The 16600-nt window shown below is 70.7% G+C and carries 18 protein-coding genes; 16 read left to right on the top strand and 2 right to left on the bottom strand.

The window, feature by feature from the left end; genetic code table 11:
- Positions 1–200 precede the first annotated feature (200 nt).
- The 13 genes from ACFV5H_RS31095 to ACFV5H_RS31035 all read left to right on the top strand — a co-directional run bounded on the left by ACFV5H_RS31095 (position 201) and on the right by ACFV5H_RS31035 (position 10832).
- On the top strand, positions 201–914 hold the full coding sequence (locus ACFV5H_RS31095; RefSeq protein WP_385057159.1) for a helix-turn-helix transcriptional regulator: 714 nt from the start codon (positions 201–203) through the stop codon (positions 912–914).
- On the top strand, positions 911–2332 hold the full coding sequence (gene sufB, locus ACFV5H_RS31090) for a Fe-S cluster assembly protein SufB (RefSeq protein WP_073937092.1): 1422 nt from the start codon (positions 911–913) through the stop codon (positions 2330–2332). Before ACFV5H_RS31095 ends, sufB begins: the two co-directional genes overlap by 4 nt.
- A gap of 58 nt (positions 2333–2390) precedes the next feature.
- The gene (gene sufD, locus ACFV5H_RS31085; RefSeq protein WP_385057156.1) at positions 2391–3575 is read left to right on the top strand and encodes a Fe-S cluster assembly protein SufD; all 1185 of its coding nucleotides are present in this window, start codon (positions 2391–2393) and stop codon (positions 3573–3575) included.
- Positions 3572–3889 carry a non-heme iron oxygenase ferredoxin subunit gene (locus ACFV5H_RS31080; RefSeq protein WP_073937090.1) on the top strand — a complete coding sequence of 106 codons (318 nt, stop codon included), beginning with the start codon at positions 3572–3574 and terminating at the stop codon, positions 3887–3889. The genes sufD and ACFV5H_RS31080 overlap by 4 nt, the downstream gene beginning before the upstream one ends.
- A 7-nt stretch (positions 3890–3896) precedes the next feature.
- Entirely contained in the window at positions 3897–4661 is a 765-nt protein-coding gene (sufC, locus tag ACFV5H_RS31075; protein ID WP_385057154.1) for a Fe-S cluster assembly ATPase SufC, read from the top strand.
- Complete coding sequence (locus ACFV5H_RS31070) at positions 4658–5914, top strand: cysteine desulfurase (protein ID WP_385198256.1); 1257 nt, start codon at positions 4658–4660, stop codon at positions 5912–5914. Before sufC ends, ACFV5H_RS31070 begins: the two co-directional genes overlap by 4 nt.
- 11 nt (positions 5915–5925) lie before the next feature.
- Positions 5926–6390 (top strand): Fe-S cluster assembly sulfur transfer protein SufU, encoded by a 465-nt coding sequence (gene sufU / locus ACFV5H_RS31065; protein WP_073937087.1) that lies wholly within the window; start codon positions 5926–5928, stop codon positions 6388–6390.
- The gene (locus ACFV5H_RS31060; RefSeq protein ID WP_030858655.1) at positions 6387–6719 is read left to right on the top strand and encodes a metal-sulfur cluster assembly factor; all 333 of its coding nucleotides are present in this window, start codon (positions 6387–6389) and stop codon (positions 6717–6719) included. Before sufU ends, ACFV5H_RS31060 begins: the two co-directional genes overlap by 4 nt.
- A gap of 80 nt (positions 6720–6799) precedes the next feature.
- Complete coding sequence (locus tag ACFV5H_RS31055) at positions 6800–7120, top strand: DMT family transporter (RefSeq protein ID WP_385057149.1); 321 nt, start codon at positions 6800–6802, stop codon at positions 7118–7120.
- A 401-nt stretch (positions 7121–7521) separates the two neighbouring features.
- A complete protein-coding gene (dapD, locus tag ACFV5H_RS31050; RefSeq protein ID WP_085574330.1) occupies positions 7522–8511 on the top strand; it encodes a 2,3,4,5-tetrahydropyridine-2,6-dicarboxylate N-succinyltransferase in 990 nt (329 codons plus the stop codon).
- A 137-nt stretch (positions 8512–8648) separates the two neighbouring features.
- Positions 8649–8888: a hypothetical protein gene (locus tag ACFV5H_RS31045; RefSeq protein ID WP_385057148.1), complete on the top strand. Its 240-nt coding sequence runs from the start codon at positions 8649–8651 to the stop codon at positions 8886–8888.
- Positions 8889–9054: 166 nt separating this feature from the next.
- Positions 9055–9615, top strand: a complete 561-nt coding sequence (locus ACFV5H_RS31040; protein ID WP_085574328.1) for a SigE family RNA polymerase sigma factor — start codon at positions 9055–9057, stop codon at positions 9613–9615.
- On the top strand, positions 9612–10832 hold the full coding sequence (locus tag ACFV5H_RS31035; RefSeq protein ID WP_385198254.1) for a WD40 repeat domain-containing protein: 1221 nt from the start codon (positions 9612–9614) through the stop codon (positions 10830–10832). Before ACFV5H_RS31040 ends, ACFV5H_RS31035 begins: the two co-directional genes overlap by 4 nt.
- A gap of 6 nt (positions 10833–10838) precedes the next feature.
- Here ACFV5H_RS31035 and dapA read toward each other — a convergent pair whose 3' ends face one another.
- Positions 10839–11723 carry a 4-hydroxy-tetrahydrodipicolinate synthase gene (gene dapA / locus ACFV5H_RS31030; RefSeq protein ID WP_385198253.1) on the bottom strand — a complete coding sequence of 295 codons (885 nt, stop codon included), beginning with the start codon at positions 11721–11723 and terminating at the stop codon, positions 10839–10841.
- 131 nt (positions 11724–11854) lie between these two features.
- On the opposite strand from dapA, the gene ACFV5H_RS31025 reads away from it, so the two are divergent.
- Together ACFV5H_RS31025 and ACFV5H_RS31020 are read left to right on the top strand one after the other, a co-directional pair.
- Entirely contained in the window at positions 11855–12271 is a 417-nt protein-coding gene (locus ACFV5H_RS31025) for a phage holin family protein (RefSeq protein WP_085574325.1), read from the top strand.
- Complete coding sequence (locus ACFV5H_RS31020) at positions 12268–12630, top strand: DUF3618 domain-containing protein (RefSeq protein ID WP_385058139.1); 363 nt, start codon at positions 12268–12270, stop codon at positions 12628–12630. The genes ACFV5H_RS31025 and ACFV5H_RS31020 overlap by 4 nt, the downstream gene beginning before the upstream one ends.
- A 207-nt stretch (positions 12631–12837) precedes the next feature.
- Here the strand turns inward: ACFV5H_RS31020 and ACFV5H_RS31015 are convergent, their stop codons facing one another.
- Positions 12838–14649, bottom strand: coding sequence for an endonuclease/exonuclease/phosphatase family protein (locus ACFV5H_RS31015; protein WP_385198251.1), 1812 nt, complete (start codon positions 14647–14649; stop codon positions 12838–12840).
- A gap of 184 nt (positions 14650–14833) precedes the next feature.
- Here ACFV5H_RS31015 and ACFV5H_RS31010 point away from each other — a divergent pair, with 184 nt between their 5' ends.
- Positions 14834–16270, top strand: a complete 1437-nt coding sequence (locus ACFV5H_RS31010; protein WP_385198250.1) for a hypothetical protein — start codon at positions 14834–14836, stop codon at positions 16268–16270.
- The last annotated feature ends 330 nt before the right edge of the window (positions 16271–16600 follow it).

The following is a 16600-nucleotide window of genomic DNA, read 5'->3' as shown; positions in this document are numbered from 1 at the left end:
CCCATGTGACAAGAGGGCCGGTCGGAGGGGGTGCGGGCAGGGTCGCCGAGTGTCCCGGGGGCGGCACCCGGGCCCCGCGGATCTGATCGATCAAAGATCGTTTCCGCAGGTCAATTAGGTTTGCCTAAGTGATGCAGCGCACTTTGGGGCCGTCCGGGCGCGGCTTGCCCGGCTCGGATGAATTACGCAACAATGGCGTTGTGAAAAACGTCGGCGAGGCTCCCCACGAGGAACTGGCAACCGGTGAGCGGTCCACCCGCAACCGCGTCGCCCGCTCCATCCTGGACCACGGCCCGTCGACCGTCGCCGAGCTCGCCGAGCGGCTCGGCCTCACCCAGGCGGCCGTACGCAGGCACCTGGACGCGCTCGCCGCCGACAACGTCGTGGAGGCCCGCGAGCGGCGCGTCTACGGCGCGCGCACGCGCGGGCGCCCGGCCAAGGTCTTCGCCCTCACCGACTGCGGGCGGGACGCCTTCGACCAGTCGTACGACAAACTGGCCCTGGACGCCCTGCGGTGGATCGGTGAGCGGGAGGGCGGCGGCGAGGCGATCGCCGCGTTCGCCCGCGCCCGGATCGCCGCACAGGCGGACGCCTACCGCAAGGCGGTCGAGGCCGTGGCCCCCGAGGAACGGACGGAAGCGCTGGCCAAGGCCCTGAGCGTGGACGGGTACGCTGCGACTGCGCGCAGCGCGCCGGTCGGTGAGCAGCTCTGCCAGCACCACTGCCCGGTCGCCCACGCCGCCGAGAAGTTCCCGCAGCTGTGCGAGGCCGAGACGGAATTTTTCGCCGAGCTTCTCGGTACGCATGTGCAGCGACTGGCCACCATCGCGCACGGCGACGGCGTCTGCACGACGTTCATCCCCAAGATTTCCCACCACGCATCTGAAAGCACGTCCGGGAGGAACCCCGCATGACTCTCCCCACGGAGACTGCCCACCCCGAGCTGGAGGGTCTGGGCAACTACGAATACGGCTGGGCCGACCGTGACGAGGCCGGTGCGTCGGCGCGCCGCGGTCTGAACGAGGACGTCGTCCGGGACATCTCCGCGAAGAAGGACGAGCCGGAGTGGATGACCAAGCTCCGCCTCAAGGGCCTGCGCCTGTTCGAGAAGAAGCCCATGCCGAACTGGGGCTCCGACCTCTCCGGCATCGACTTCGACAACATCAAGTACTTCGTGCGTTCCACGGAGAAGCAGGCGGAGTCCTGGGAGGACCTGCCCGAGGACATCAAGAACACCTACGACAAGCTGGGCATCCCGGAGGCCGAGAAGAAGCGCCTCGTCGCCGGTGTCGCCGCCCAGTACGAGTCGGAGGTCGTCTACCACCAGATCCGTGAGGACCTGGAGGAGCAGGGCGTCATCTTCCTCGACACCGACACCGCCCTGAAGGAGCACCCGGAGCTCTTCAAGGAGTACTTCGGCACGGTCATCCCGGTCGGCGACAACAAGTTCGCGTCGCTGAACTCCGCCGTGTGGTCGGGCGGCTCCTTCATCTACGTCCCGCCGGGCGTGCACGTCGAGATCCCGCTCCAGGCCTACTTCCGGATCAACACCGAGAACATGGGCCAGTTCGAGCGGACCCTGATCATCGTCGACGAGGGTGCCTACGTGCACTACGTCGAGGGCTGCACCGCCCCGATCTACAAGTCGGACTCGCTGCACAGCGCGGTCGTCGAGATCATCGTCAAGAAGAACGCCCGCTGCCGCTACACGACCATCCAGAACTGGTCGAACAACGTCTACAACCTGGTCACCAAGCGCGCCGTGGCCTACGAGGGCGCGACCATGGAGTGGGTCGACGGCAACATCGGCTCCAAGGTGACGATGAAGTACCCGGCCGTCTACCTCATGGGCGAGCACGCCAAGGGCGAGACGCTGTCCATCGCCTTCGCCGGCGAGGGCCAGCACCAGGACGCGGGCGCCAAGATGGTCCACATGGCCCCGAACACCTCGTCCAACATCGTCTCCAAGTCGGTGGCGCGCGGTGGTGGCCGTACCTCCTACCGCGGTCTGATCGAGATCGGCGAGGGCGCCCCGGGCTCCAAGTCCAACGTGCTCTGCGACGCGCTGCTCGTCGACACCATCTCCCGCTCGGACACCTACCCCTACGTGGACGTCCGCGAGGACGACGTGTCCATGGGCCACGAGGCGACCGTCTCCAAGGTCTCCGAGGACCAGCTCTTCTACCTGATGAGCCGTGGCCTGAGCGAGTTCGAGGCGATGGCGATGATCGTGCGCGGCTTCGTCGAGCCGATCGCCAAGGAACTGCCCATGGAGTACGCGCTCGAGCTCAACCGGCTGATCGAGCTGCAGATGGAAGGCGCGGTCGGCTAAGCACCAGCGCCGTTCCGTCAAGCCCCTTACGCAAAGGAAAGCGAGCACTACGACAGCCATGGCTGAGGCTCAGAACATCCCCGTGGGTTCCACCACCGCGGGCTCGATCGCGGTCGCCGCGGAGTCGACCGTCGCGACCCGCATGAGCGCGCCCCCCTCCTTCGACGTGGCGGACTTCCCCGTCCCCCACGGCCGCGAGGAGGAGTGGCGGTTCACCCCGCTGGAGCGGCTGCGCGGTCTGCACGACGGCACCGCCACCGCCACCGGCGAGGGCGTCAAGGTCGCCGTGGAGGCGCCCGAGGGCGTCACCGTCGAGACGGTCGGCCGCGACGACGAGCGGCTCGGCCGCGCGGGCACCCCGGTGGACCGCGTCGCCGCCCAGGCGTACTCCGCCTTCGAGCGGGCCTCGGTCGTGACCGTGCCCAAGGAGACCGTCCTCACCGAGCCGATCCGCATCGCGGTGCACGGCGAGGGCGGCACCGCCTACGGTCACCAGGTGATCGAGCTCGGCGCCTTCGCCGAGGCGGTCGTGGTCATCGACCACACCGGCGACGCGGTGCTCGCCGCCAACGTCGAGTACCTGCTCGGCGACGGCGCCAAGCTGACCGTCGTCTCCGTCCAGGACTGGGACGACAAGGCCGTCCACGTGGGCCAGCACAACGCCCTCGTCGGCCGCGACGCCTCCTTCAAGTCGGTCGTCGTCACCTTCGGCGGCGACGTGGTCCGCCTCCACCCGCGCGTCGTCTACGCCGGCCCCGGCGGCGAGGCCGAACTGTTCGGCCTGTACTTCACCGACGCCGGCCAGCACCAGGAGCACCGCCTCCTCGTCGACCACAACGTCCCGCACTGCAAGTCCAACGTCGCCTACAAGGGCGCGCTCCAGGGCGACGACGCGCACGCCGTGTGGATCGGTGACGTCCTCATCGAGGCCAAGGCCGAGGGCACCGACACCTACGAGATGAACCGCAACCTGGTCCTCACCGACGGCGCCCGCGTCGACTCCGTGCCCAACCTGGAGATCGAGACCGGCGAGATCGTCGGCGCCGGCCACGCCTCCGCGACCGGCCGCTTCGACGACGAGCAGCTCTTCTACCTGATGGCCCGCGGCATCCCCGAGAAGGACGCCCGCCGCCTGGTGGTCCGCGGCTTCTTCGCCGAACTCGTCCAGCAGATCGGCGTCCCGGACATCGAGGAGCGCCTGATCGCCAAGATCGAGGAGGAGCTGGAGGCGGCGGTCGCATGACGTACCGACGCGCCTGCGGGCTGAGCGAGCTGGAGGAGGACACCCCGAAAAGGGTGGAACTCGACGGCACGCCGGTCTCCATCGTGCGGACCGAGGGGGAGGTGTTCGCGATCCACGACATCTGCTCGCACGCGAACGTCTCCCTCGCGGAGGGCGAGGTGGACGACTGCCACATCGAGTGCTGGCTGCACGGCTCGCGTTTCGACCTCCGTTCCGGCAAGCCCGACGCCCTTCCGGCGACGCGCCCCGTCCCCGTATACCCCGTAAAGATCGAAGGGGACGACGTGCTCGTCTCCCTCACCCAGGAGTCCTGAGGCACCCATGGCAACGCTTGAAATCCGAGACCTGCACGTCACCGTCGAGGCCGACAACGCCACGAAGGAGATCCTCAAGGGCGTCGACCTGACCGTGAAGCAGGGCGAGACGCACGCCATCATGGGCCCCAACGGCTCCGGCAAGTCGACCCTCGCCTACTCCCTCGCGGGTCACCCCAAGTACACGATCACCGGCGGCACCGTCACCCTCGACGGCGAGGACGTCCTGGAGATGTCCGTCGACGAGCGCGCCCGCGCCGGTCTGTTCCTGGCGATGCAGTACCCGGTCGAGGTCCCCGGTGTGTCGGTGAGCAACTTCCTGCGCACCTCCGCCACCGCCGTCCGCGGCGAGGCCCCCAAGCTGCGCACCTGGGTGAAGGAGGTCAAGGAGGCCATGGAGCGCCTCAACATGGACCCCGCCTTCGCCGAGCGCAACGTCAACGAGGGCTTCTCCGGCGGTGAGAAGAAGCGCCACGAGATCCTCCAGCTCGAACTGCTCAAGCCGAAGGTCGCGATCCTCGACGAGACCGACTCCGGCCTCGACGTCGACGCCCTGCGCGTCGTCTCCGAGGGCGTCAACCGCGTCCGCGAGTCCGGCGAGGTCGGCACGCTGCTGATCACGCACTACACGCGCATCCTGCGCTACATCAAGCCCGACTACGTCCACGTCTTCTCGGCCGGCAAGATCGTCGAGTCCGGCGGCGCCGAGCTCGCCGACAAGCTGGAGAACGAGGGCTACGAGGCATACACGAAGGGTGGCGCATCCGAGTGACACAGCTGCCGGGCCTCCTCGACACCGAGGCGATCCGCAAGGACTTCCCGATCCTGGACCGTCTGGTCCACGACGACCGGAAGCTCGTGTACCTGGACAACGCGGCGACCTCGCAGAAGCCGCGCCAGGTGCTGGACGCCCTGAGCGAGTACTACGAGCGCTACAACGCCAACGTCCACCGCGGTGTGCATGTGCTCGCCGAGGAGGCCACGGCGCTGTACGAGGGCGCGCGCGACAAGGTCGCGGAGTTCGTCAACGCGCCCTCGCGCGACGAGGTGATCTTCACCAAGAACGCCTCCGAGTCGCTCAACCTCGTGGCCAACATGCTCGGCTGGGCCGACGAGCCCTACCGGGTGGACCACGAGACCGAGATCGTCATCACGGAGATGGAGCACCACTCCAACATCGTGCCGTGGCAGCTGCTCGCGCAGCGCACCGGCGCGAAGCTGAAGTGGTTCGGGCTGACCGACGACGGCCGGCTCGACCTGTCCAACATCGACGAGGTCATCACCGAGAAGACGAAGATCGTCTCCTTCGTGCTGGTCTCCAACATCCTGGGCACGGTCAACCCGGTCGAGGCGATCGTGCGCCGCGCTCAGGAGGTCGGCGCGCTGGTCTGCATCGACGCCTCCCAGGCCGCGCCGCACATGCCGCTGGACGTCCAGGCCCTCCAGGCCGACTTCGTGGCCTTCACCGGCCACAAGATGTGCGGCCCGACCGGCATAGGCGTGCTCTGGGGCCGCCAGGAACTGCTGGAGGACCTGCCCCCGTTCCTCGGCGGCGGCGAGATGATCGAGACCGTGTCGATGAGCTCGTCGACCTACGCGCCGGCCCCGCACAAGTTCGAGGCGGGCACCCCGCCGATCGCCCAGGCGGTCGGTCTCGGCGCGGCGATCGACTACCTGTCGGCCATCGGCATGGACAAGATCCTCGCCCATGAGCACGCCATCACCGAGTACGCGGTCAAGCGGCTCGCCGAGGTCCCGGACCTGCGCATCATCGGCCCCACCACGGCCGAGGACCGGGGCGCGGCGATCTCCTTCACGCTCGGCGACATCCACCCGCACGACGTGGGCCAGGTCCTCGACGAACAGGGCATCGCCGTCCGGGTCGGCCACCACTGCGCGCGGCCCGTCTGCCTGCGGTACGGAATTCCTGCGACCACGCGAGCGTCGTTCTATCTGTACTCCACGCCGGCCGAGATCGACGCACTGGTCGACGGCCTGGAGCACGTACGGAACTTCTTCGGATGAGGAGCTGAGGCGTGAAGCTGGACTCCATGTACCAGGACGTCATCCTGGACCACTACAAGAACCCGCACGGGCGTGGTCTGAGGGACGGCGACGCCGAGGTGCACCACGTCAACCCGACGTGCGGTGACGAGATCACGCTCCGCGTGAAGTACGACGGCACGAAGATCAGCGACGTCAGCTACGAGGGGCAGGGCTGCTCCATCAGCCAGGCCTCCGCCTCCGTGCTGAACGACCTGCTGGTCGGCAAGGACCTCGCCGAGGCGCAGCGGATCCAGGGGACCTTCCTGGAACTGATGCAGTCCAAGGGGAAGATCGAGCCCGACGACGCGATGGAGGAGATCCTGGAGGACGCGGTCGCGTTCGCCGGGGTCTCCAAGTACCCGGCCCGGGTGAAGTGCGCCCTCCTCAGCTGGATGGCGTGGAAGGACGCGACGGCCCAGGCGCTGGGCGCCGACGCCGAAAGGACAACGGCATGAGCGAGACCCTGGAGACGAAGCCGGCCTCGGAGGAGGAGCTCCGCGAGGCCCTGATGGACGTCGTCGACCCCGAACTGGGCATCGACGTCGTCAACCTCGGCCTCATCTACGGCATCCACGTCGACGACTCCAATGTGGCGACCGTCGACATGACCCTGACCTCCGCGGCCTGCCCGCTGACGGACGTCATCGAGGACCAGGCCAAGTCCGCCACGGACGGTCTGGTCAGCGAGCTGCGCATCAACTGGGTCTGGATGCCGCCGTGGGGCCCCGACAAGATCACGGACGACGGCCGTGAGCAGCTGAGGGCGCTGGGCTTCAACGTCTGAGCGAGCGGTCCGGCAGAGTGGCCCCCGGCGTGATGCCGGGGGCCGCTTCGCGTGTTGCCGCCCCTGACTACGATCACGTCATGGGGTACGCACTGCTCGCCGGAGCCATCGCAGCGGAAGTGGTCGGGACGACCGCCATGAAGTACAGCGAGGGATTCACCCGGCTGTGGCCCTCGGTCGTCACCGTCGCCGGGTACCTGGTGGCGTTCGCCCTGCTCGCACAGACCCTGAAGACCCTGTCGGTCGGGACGGCGTACGCCATCTGGTCCGGGGTCGGGACGGCCGCCATCGCGGTGATCGGCACGATGTTCATGGGCGAGGGGCTCACCGTGGCCAAGGCCGGCGGTATCGCGCTGATCATCGCCGGGGTGGTGGTGCTCAATCTGGGCGGGGCGCACTGATCGGTGTGTCGCCTCGGGCGGGCTGTCCGGTGGCGGTGCGTGTCGCGCCTTGGGCGGGGCTGTCCGGTGGCGGTGCGTGTCGCGCCTTGGGCGGGGCTGTCCGGTGGCGTGCGCGTCGCTCCGGGCGGGGTTGTCCGGTGGGTGGTGTGTGTCGCTCCGGGCGGGGTTGTCCGGTGGGTGGTGTGTGTCGCTCCGGGCGGGGCTGTCCGGTGGCGTGCGTGTCGCTCCGGGCGGGGTTGTCCGGTGGGTGGTGCGTGTCGCTCCGGGCGGGCCGTCTCGTGGTGTGTGCGTCGCCTCGGAGGGGCCGCCTTCCGGTGGGGCCGCCGTTCGTGTGGACCGCACGCTGAGATGCGGTCCGTACCGGTTCGCGTCCGTGGGCGCCGGTTGGTTAGGTTGCCCTCATGACCGACACGACTGCTCACAGCACCTCCGGCGCGGTGGCCGCCGGCCTCGCCACCGTCGCCGCCGACGGCACCGTCCTCGACACCTGGTTCCCCGCCCCCGTACTGGCCGACGAGCCCGGCCCGTCCGGCACCGAGCGGCTCTCCGCCGAGCAGGCCGCGGAACTCCTGGGCGGCGGCGCCACCGCGGCGGTCGGTCCGGACGCCCGCCGCGGCGTCGAGGTGGTCGCGGTCCGCACGGTCATCTCCTCGCTCGCCGAGAAGCCCGTCGACGCCCACGACGTCTACCTGCGCCTCCACCTCCTCTCCCACCGCCTGGTCCGGCCGCACGGCCAGAACCTGGACGGCATCTTCGCCCACCTCGCCAACGTCGCCTGGACCTCCCTCGGCCCGGTCGCCGTGGACGACCTGGAGAAGGTGCGGCTCAACGCCCGCGCCGAGGGCCTGCACCTGGCCGTCACCTCCGTCGACAAGTTCCCCCGCATGACGGACTACGTCGCCCCCAAGGGCGTCCGCATCGCCGACGCCGACCGCGTACGGCTCGGCGCGCACCTCGCCGAGGGCACCACCGTCATGCACGAGGGCTTCGTCAACTTCAACGCCGGCACGCTCGGCACGTCGATGGTCGAGGGCCGCATCTCCGCGGGCGTCGTCGTCGGCGACGGCTCCGACATCGGCGGCGGCGCCTCCACCATGGGCACCCTCTCCGGCGGCGGCAACGTGCGCATCGTCATCGGCGAGCGCTGCCTGGTCGGCGCCGAGGCGGGCGTCGGCATCGCCCTCGGCGACGAGTGCGTGGTCGAGGCCGGCCTGTACGTCACCGCGGGTACCCGCGTCACCATGCCCGACGGCGAGGTCGTCAAGGCCCGTGAGCTGTCCGGCGCCTCCAACATCCTCTACCGCCGCAACTCCGTCACCGGCACGGTCGAGGCCCGCCCGAACAACGCGGTCTGGGGCGGCCTGAACGAGGTCCTGCACAGCCACAACTGAGCCGGCCGTCACGCCCGTACGCTCTCGTACGGGTTACTCCCCGTGACTTCGGGGTCGTTTTGGCAGATGAACGGGTGGACACAGGGTCCGATCAGAAGCCGGGACGACTGACATACAGGAATGGGGACGAACGGGCGATGACGAACGAGTGGGTGTGGGGCGTGCTCCGCTGTGCGGTCGGAGTGATGGGAGTGGTGGCCGTGCTGATGCTGTGCGGCACACTGGCCGGTTCCGCACACGCGGACGAGACCAACACGGCCTCCCACAACGGTCACCGCGTCGGACTGATCAACGTCAACGTCGGTCAGGTCGACGACCCCGCAGAGGACGTACTGGAGCACACCCTGCTGTTCGGGGACGGGTACGCCTGGAACTGAGGGGTCGCTTCGGCGGGCCGGACCGCAGCGCGTGGAAACGCGACGCGGTCCGGCCCGCTTTTTCGTGAAGTCGCCGAGCGGTGGCATAGCGGGAGCCGCCCGCGCGCGTCCATAGGGACGCGGGGAGCGGACACAGGGCCCGCTCCCGGGTGAAGAGAAGGTGACGATGGATGCCGAAGCGCAGGAGAGTTTCCGGGAGTTCGTGGCGAACCGGTCGCCCGCACTGCTGAAGACCGCCGTCCTGCTGAGCGGCGGCGACCGGCACGCGGGCGAGGACCTGCTGCAGAACGCGCTGATCAAGGCGGCGGGCCGCTGGCACCGCATCGACGAACCCGAGGCGTACGTACGGCAGATCCTCTACCGGCAGCAGATCAGCCGCTGGCGGCTGAAACGGCGCGGACGTGAACTCAGCGTGGCCGAACCGCCGGAACCCGGCACGGACGGGGACGCCGCCTCGGCCGACGCGGAGCTGCGCCTGCTGATGCGGGGTGCGCTGGCCCGGCTGACCGCGCGCCAGCGCACCATGCTGGTGCTGCGCTACTTCGAGGACCTGCCCGAGGCCGAGGTGGCCCGCATCCTGGGCTGCTCGGTGGGCACCGTACGGTCCACCACCCACCGTTCCCTGGCCCGGCTGCGCGCCCTCGCGCCCGAACTGCGCTCCCTCGGCCGGTCCGAGGCCGAGCGGCGGCCGTCCGGTGACTACTCGCCCGTGGAGGTGCGGTCGTGAACGTCGACGAACTCGTGCGTGACGCGTTGCGTGAACAGGCGGCGGAACTGACCGCGCCCGGACCGGGATTCGCCGACCGGGTGCTGGCGCTACGGAGGCGGCGCCGGGTCCGTGGGCTCGCCACCGTGGCCGCCGCGACGGCGGCGGTGATCGCGGTCTCGATGGGGGTGCCCGCGCTGAATTCCGGCGGGGAGGGCGCGCGGCCCCCGGGTGGCGGAGTGGCGGAGGTCGTCGCCCGGGCCGGCCAGTCGCCGCCGCGGGATCTGCTGGCCGCCGGGGACGTGGCGATGGGCGCGTACTACACCACCGAGAAGGTCCGGCGGAGCGCGGACCGCATCGTCTCCGAGCGCACCTACTGGCTGCTCGACCCGGGGACCGAGAAGTACGAGAAGGACGACCGGTGGTCGTTCGTCGCCGTGGCTCCCGGGCTGAAGACCGCGGCCGTGCTGGAGCGGGAGCTGCCCGCCGGGCGCATCGGGCTGCTCGATCTCGCCACCGGCGAGGTCGAGCGGTGGATTCCGGTCGACCACGAGGTGGGGGGCCTGGCGTTCTCGCCGGACGGCCGCAAGCTCGTGGCGACGACGTACGGCGAGGATCCCGGTGCGCTGGTCAGGACCCAGGACTCGGACGGGTCGGTCGGGTGGGACCTGCCGCTCACCTCGTCCCGGAACGGGTTCCAGGTCATCGACGTGGCCTCGGGGGCCGGGACCTGGACCGAGGTGGAGACGAGTGACGATCCCGGCGACCCGGCGGGCTTCGTCAACGCCCGCCAGGACTTCGCCTTCAACGCCGACGGCCGCTTCGTCTGGTCGGGGCGGGTCGCCGACGAGGTCACCCTGGACTTCTTCGACCTCGACGGCAACGCCGTCGTGCCGCCCGCGCGCGAGGCGCATCTGGTCTGGCACGTCGACGCCGGTCTGTCGCCGGACGGGCAGAGGCTCGCCGGTGACTTCGCGGGGAAGACCAGGAAGACGTCCTCCTGGATCCTCGACCCCCGCACCGGGAACCAGGTCGCCGAGATCCGCGGGCAGCAACTGCTGGCCTGGGCCGACAGCGACTCGCTCGTCGCCTGGGACACCGGCGCCGACGGCGGCGAGTTCCACCAGCGGCTGGTGCTGGTCACCGTGGGCAGCGACGAGGTGGTTCCGCTGAGCGGGTTCCGGTCGCCGAAGGACGACACGAAGGGGCGGTGGGAGCCGGTGTTCGTACGGCGGTGAGGCGGGTCAGGCGGTCGTCAGACCGTCGTACGCCGCTTCGAGCCCGTCGGTCGTCCTCCGGCCGGCGGGCCTCAGGGGCGGGCGGGGCGGGCCTGCGGGGAGGTCCAGGGTGGTGAGGAGGGCCTTCGCGGTGACCGCGCCGGGGAGGCCGTTCGACATCATCGCCTCGATCAGTGGGGCCGCCTGTCGCTGGAGGTGTGCCGCTCTTGCCGTGTCACCCGCGTCGAAGGCGTCCAGCACGGCGCGCATGTGAGCGGGGGCGACGTTGGCGACCGTGCTGACACAGCCGGCGGCGCCCACCGCGTAGAGGGCCAGGTTGTGTTCGTCGCAGCCCGCGTAGTACGCGAGGTCGGTGCGGGACATGACCTTCTGGGCGGCCAGGAAGTCGTACGAGCAGTCCTTGACCGCCTTGACACGGGGGTGCTCCGCCAGGCGGAGGAGGGTGTCCGGTTCGATGCGGACTCCGGTGCGGGACGGGATGTCGTACAGGGCGAGGGGGAGGGCCGTGGCCTCCGCGACGGTGAGGAAGTGCGCCTCGATCGCGTCCTGCGGGGGTCTGCTGTAGTACGGGGCCACCACCAGGAGGGCGTCCGCGCCGGCCTTCTCCGCCTCACGGGCCAGGTGTGCGGTGCGGGCCGTGTCGGGGGTGCCGACGCCCGCGACGATCGTCGCCCGGGTGCCGACGGCTTGGCGTACCGCCTTGACGAGGGACGACTTCTCCGCGTCGGTGGTGGTGGGGGACTCGCCCGTGGTTCCCGAGAGGACCAGGCCGTCGCAGCCGTGGGTGACCAGGTGGTCGGCCAGGTGCTGGGCGCCGTCCAGGTCGAGTGCGCCGGTGGGGGTGAACGGGGTGATCATCGCGCACAGGGTGCGGCCCAGGGGTGGGGTCATGGGGGTAGTGTCCGGCGAGGAGCAGTGAAGGTCTACTTAAATGTTGTGGTCATTACCGGTAAGTGTTGCTTTATGGATAGCGCCGGTGCGGTGGGGGTACTCGGGGTTCCCGACCCGAGAGGAGGCGCATCGTGACCGGAACCATCGAGCGACGGCCGGTTCGCGACGAGCACAGTGTGGGTGAGCTCGTCGGGCAGGCCACCGAACAGATCTCCCGGCTCGCACGGCAGGAGGTGGCGCTCGCCAAGGAGGAGCTGGCGGAGAAGGGGCGCCGCGCGGGGCGCGGCGGCGGGATGCTGGGTGCGGCGGGGGCGTTCGGTTATGCGGGGCTGCTCGCGCTGGCCGGTACGGGTGTCGCCGCGCTGGACCTGGTGCTGCCGCTGTGGGCGGCGGCGCTCATCGTCACGGGGCTGCTGTTCGCCATCGCCGGTGTGCTCGCCCTTGCCGGTCGTGGGCAGTTGCGCCGGGCCACGCCGCCCAAACCCGAGCGGACCATGGGCAGCGTGAAGGCCGATGTCGAGGAGATCAAGGGAAGGGCGCACCGATGACGCACGACGTGAGGCGCGCGGGGTCCCGGTCGGGGGCCCATGTGGACGCGGGCGCGGAGGCCGCGGCTTCGGGACGCGGAGCCAAAGGGCCGGACGAGCTGCGCCGGGAGATCGAGCGGACGCGGCATGAACTCGGCGACACCGTGGAGGAGTTGGCCGGGAAAATGGATGTGAAGGCGCGGGCTCGGGCGCGGGCCGACGACCTTCGGGACCGGGCCGGGGCGATGACCGTGCAGATGCGGAGCAGTGCGGCCCATGCCGGGGAGGTCGGGGCGCGCTACCGGAAGCCGGTGGTGATCGCCGGCGCGGTGGTCGCGGTCGTGGCGGGTGCGGTGATGGTGCGGCGCCGTCGTTGCTGAGCGCCCCTCCGCCTGCGGCGCGGCTCCCGGTTCGGTGGGGGCGTGCGCAGCGCCCAGGGGTGCGTCGTGGGGCGGGGCCGGGTCGGGGGTGCCCGTCCTCGGTCCGGCGCGGAACCGGGCGCCCGCATGTGCCCGGGGCGACGCGCCGGCCGCTGTGGGCGGGTACCCCCGCCCCGTCCCCTCACCGCCGTGGGCGGCTGCTCCTCCCTACGGCCGGAAGCGGAGCACCTGCGGGTCGTGGTCGCTGATCTGGTCGTGGAACTCCGCGTTGATGTGCACGCTGTCGTACGTGAAGGTGCCGCGGCGGATGGACGGGCTGATCAGGATCTGGTCCAGAGCCTGGCTGTTGCCCTGGTAGACGTAGGAGTAACGCTCGGACCGGGGGAGGGACTTGATCGCCGACCAGAGGGTGCCCCTGCCTTCGAGGATTTCCGTCGTCTCCGAGAACTCGAAGTCGTTGATGTCGCCCAGGGCCACCACGTCGGCGTTCTTCTGGGTCTTGAGGATCTTCGCCGTGAAGTCGTGGACGGCCTCGGCCTGGAGGTGGCGCTGGGTCTCCGAGCTGCGGGCCGGGGGCTGGTACTGGGAGGTCAGACCCTGGTCGCCGCCCTTCGAGGCGAAGTGGTTGGCGATGACGATGACCGTGCGGCCCCGGAAGGTGAACTCACCGGCGAGCGGCTTGCGGCTGTTGTCGAACGCCTCGGACGTCGGGTCGACGCGGCCGGGGGAGAGGGTCAGGGCCGCCTTGCCGCGGACCTTCGTGACGTCGGTGGCGGTCGTGGCGTCGCCGCCGGCGCGGTCCGTGAAGGAGACCCTGGCGGGGTTGAAGAGGAAGGCCTGGCGGATGTTGCCGCCCGGTTCCCCGCCGTCCTGCTTGTCGGCGGGGTCGACGGAGCGCCAGTCGTAGCGGGGGCCGCCCGCCGCCTCGATGGCGTCGATCAGCTTGGCCATCGTCAGGTCGGCGGCGACCGTGCCGTCGTCGGTGGCACCGTTGTTGTCCTGGATCTCCTCCAGGGACACGATGTCGGGCGACCTGAGGTTGTTCACGATCGCGGCGGCGTGGGCGGCGAAGGTGTCGTCGGAGGGGTCGAGGTTCTCGACGTTGTAGGTGGCGACGGCCAGTTCGGTGGTGCGCTGTCCACGGGTCGTCTCGCGGCTCAGTTCAGTGCTTCTCAGAGTGCCCAGCTCGTTGGCCACGAGGGTGTAGCCGCCGTACTGGTTGTAGTCCAGGGGGCCCGCGGTGGTGCCGGTGAGGGTGTCGCCGACGTTCGCGTCGGGGAAGTCGGACGCCTTGCCCAGCGACTGGATCTGGAGACGGCCGGTGTTCTGGGCGTCGTAGGAGCCGTAGACCGTGCCGCCCCGGCGGTTGCGGTGCTCGTACGGCTTCACCGTGACCCAGAGTTCGGTGTACGGGTCGGTGGCGCCCACCACGCGCGTGTCGGAGACCTGGACGTTCATGCCCTCCAGCGACTCGTAGAGGTCCAGGGCGTACTCGGCGGGGCGCAGGGGGAGCGCGTTGATCGAGCCGTTCGGCTCGGGGGTGTAGGCGGCGGGGACGGAACGCGCGTCGAGGGTGGTGGCGGCCGGCAGCGGGTTGCCGCTGGAGACGACCGTGAAGGTCGGGCGGGTGATCTCCGTCAGGGACTGGTTGCCGGAGGACGTGCCGCCGGGGACGTACTCCGAGACCGTGCCGGAGACCGTGACGGCGTCGCCCACGGCGACACCCTTGGGGGTGGAGCTCGTGAAGACGAAGACACCCTCGCTGGTGGCCGGGTCGGCGTCCGGGGCGGGATCCTGGATCCAGAAGCCGCGGGACGAACCGTAGGTGCGGATGCCGGTGACGATTCCGGTCACGTCGGTGACCTGCTGTCCGGCCAGCGGTGAGGTGCGGGTGTCGCCCTGGACGTCATGGACGCGCACCGTGTCGGCGTGCGCGGGCGACGTGAGGACGACGGTGGACGCCGCGGAACATGCGGCGGCGACGGTGAGCGCGGCGAGACGCGCGGACTTTCTCGGCAACGGGATTCCCTCCGGGGACGTGTGACCCACCCTCTTCTACGCGCGTCAATCTCCTGTCAGGCCCCGCCACTTGTCAAGGTTTCGGCCATGTACGCCCGCTGAAGGGGAGATGAAGCGGGCGGCATGGGTGGAAATCCGTCTAGGCTGAGTGGCTGAGTCGTGAGAGGCCTAGGAGAAACAGCCGATGTCAGACAGCTCCATCCTGCCGCCCGCGCGGCTGCACCCCGAAGCGGAGCTGGCGCGCGACGCCCTGTCCACCCCGGTGCTCTCCCGGGCCGCCCGGCTCGCCCGCTGGGCCGGACCGGACACCCGGGTCGACGCCGGCGGTGGGCTCGTCGACGAGCAGTTGCCGGCGGCTGCCGCGGAGCTGGGACTGACCGGGGAGGACGCCGCCGCCGACGCCAGTGAGGCCTGGCGCGTCGCCGTGGACGCCGGGCTCGTCGAGGTGGTCGACGAGGAGGAGGGGACCGTCGCCGCCGGGGACGAGCTGGGGGTGCTCACCGGGGGCTCGCCGCAGGACGTGCTCGGGGTGTGGCTCGCGGCCCTGGAGACGGTCCTCGGTGACGCGAGCGTTCCGGACCTGGGCGGGCTGGTCGACGCCATCGCCGAGGGGGAGGGGTCCGGGGAGATCGATTTCGACGCGCTGGACTGGGACCCGGAGGCCGAGGCGGAGTTCCTGGACGGCGTGCTCGGGAACCTCTACCTGCTGACCGTGGGCGGGGAGGACGCCGACGGGACGATGGTGCCGTTGCCCGCGCTGGCCGCGTCGGTGATCGTGCCCGACGACATGGCCGAACCCACCGACGACGTCCTGGAACAGGTCTCCGACGCGATGATGCGGCTGGACGACCAGTTCCGGATGCTGGAGCCGGTCGGGCTCGTGGAGTACCGGCCGGTGGACGAGGCGCTGATGGCCGACGCCGACGAGGAGCCCGCCGCGCCGGTCGACGACACCGACGTCGCCCGCTACGGCATGGTGCGGCTGACCCCGCTCGGACTGTACGGACTGCGCGCCCGGCTGCTGGAGGCCGGGTTCGAGGCACCGGCCGTCGGTGACCTCGCGGACAAGGGCGCGGACGCGCTGCTCGACGGCACCGCCGTCTTCCCGCCGGCCGCCGCCCACGCGGAGACCGAGCAGTGGCTGGACCGGCGTGATCCGCTCCAGGCCGCACGCGAGTTGCTGGCGGCGGCACGCGGAGCGGACCAGGGCGCGCCGCTGCGGCGGCTGCGGTGCCAGCAGGCGCTGTCGCTGGTCGGCGTGGCGGCGGAGCCCGCGCTGCGGGAGGTGCTGGACGATCCCGAACTCGGCGGGCTGGCCCGGGTGTGGCTGGCCGAGCACGGGGCGACCGACGTACCGCCGCCCTCCGAGGCCCTGATCTTCTGGCTGACCATCGACACGGTCGCCGCCCAGCTCGCCGCCGAGGGCAACTCCGAGGAGCTGCGCTCCCTGGTGGAGGGGCTGGCGCGGCAGCACAGCGGCTTCTTCGACACGGCCTGGCGGGTGGAACACCCCGCCACCGCGGACGTGCTGGAGGCCATGGGGCGGCTGCACCCCGACAAGCGGATCGCGAAGGAAGCGCGGAAGGCGGCGTTCAAGGCCCGGTCGCAGCACGGGAGCTGAGCGCCGTCCCTCTCCTCGCACTCGCGCGACCCGCGGTCGGGCGGCGGGGACGGGGAAATCCACGCGCGGCGGTGGCCGCGAACGCCCGGTGCCGCGTGGGGCGCCCGATGCGGGGCGGGTCCGGCGGACGGTGCGGGGCGGGACCCGGGCGGTTCACGGAAGGGAGAACCACCGTGACCCCCGGTGTTCAACCGGCGTTCAGGCATGGGCGGGAGCGTGGCGGGTCCGGCGGACGGTGCGGGGCGGGACCCGGGCGGTTCACGGAAGGGAGAACCACCGTGACCCCCGGTGTTCAACCGGCGTTCAGGCATGGGCGGGAGCGTGGCGGGA

It is taken from the genome of Streptomyces sp. NPDC059787 (assembly GCF_042732315.1).
GTDB lineage: Bacteria > Actinomycetota > Actinomycetes > Streptomycetales > Streptomycetaceae > Streptomyces > Streptomyces atrovirens.
The sequence above is the reverse complement of the archived record's forward strand: the minus strand, read 5'-3'. Positions and strand labels throughout refer to the sequence as shown.